Source organism: Synechococcus sp. H60.1 (genome assembly GCF_047462335.1).
Classification (GTDB): domain Bacteria; phylum Cyanobacteriota; class Cyanobacteriia; order Thermostichales; family Thermostichaceae; genus Thermostichus.
In genome coordinates, this window is record NZ_JANSJA010000149.1 from 1 (window position 1) to 868 (window position 868).

The 868-nt window shown below is 49.8% G+C and carries 1 protein-coding gene; it reads left to right on the forward strand.

Features of this window, described 5'->3' with window-relative positions:
- Window positions 1-579: 579 nt before the first annotated feature.
- Window positions 580-868: hypothetical protein (locus NW852_RS07890; RefSeq protein ID WP_414426614.1), on the forward strand; the 289-nt coding region annotated here is incomplete at its 3' end.

Sequence of the window (868 nt, forward strand, 5' to 3'; positions counted from 1 at the left end):
AGGAGGAAAGAGACTACTACGACCTAGAATCTTTCTGGATCCAGGCCCAGCGAGTTGATTTACCATTGGCGGGCTAGCCTCATTGTTTCTGAGTTCAGATCCCTAAGCTGCAACGGCTTTGCGGAGCCCGTAGCTGGGGCCAGCAGTCACCTGTCTGGCCTCTCAGCACTTGTCTCAGCAGTATTCCAAGCCGGCTTTGGCGCGCTAAGTTAGCCAATTGTCAAAAAATATGTAAGTTCCTTGATATTCCCATAATTTTTCACATAGTCGTATGCTAGCGTGGTGGGCGAGGAGTGGTTGAGTGAGATCTTCTTTCTCACTGTGGCTAAGCTTCTATAGTCTTTGTTAAATACTGTACCCTGCTCTCCTCGGAAGCTCGATAATTTTTCGTTGGTGCCGGATGCCAGAGAAGCGATCTTCACGGTTTCTGATGGTTCCTGCTGGCTGCTTTTAGCGGCAAGCGGGAAGACAAACGAGGTAAATAGAGATGGAAAGGCTTAGCCGCAGAAGAGATCTTACACACGCTTTGTTTAATACCTGTTTTAAGAGTGACAGGGATTTTTAGGAGGGACGTTGATCATGATGGAAAAGATGTTGGTTAATATCGTTGAGTATCTGGCCCTAGGAGAGCTGGAAAATTACCTCTGTACCGAGCATCCCCATCAGCAGGTGTTTCATGACGCCAAGGAGCGGGAAGCGATGATGCAGCAGATCCTAAACCGCGTTCCTGCTGTTTACATGTGGCTGGCTCCCGATGAGTGTCCCAGCCGCGATCAGCTCAACCCCTCTGAGCTGGAATTGCTCCGCTCAGTGGTGCGGGATGTGGTCAAGCAGAAGCTGCAACAAGCTTCTTTTGGCGTTGACCCCT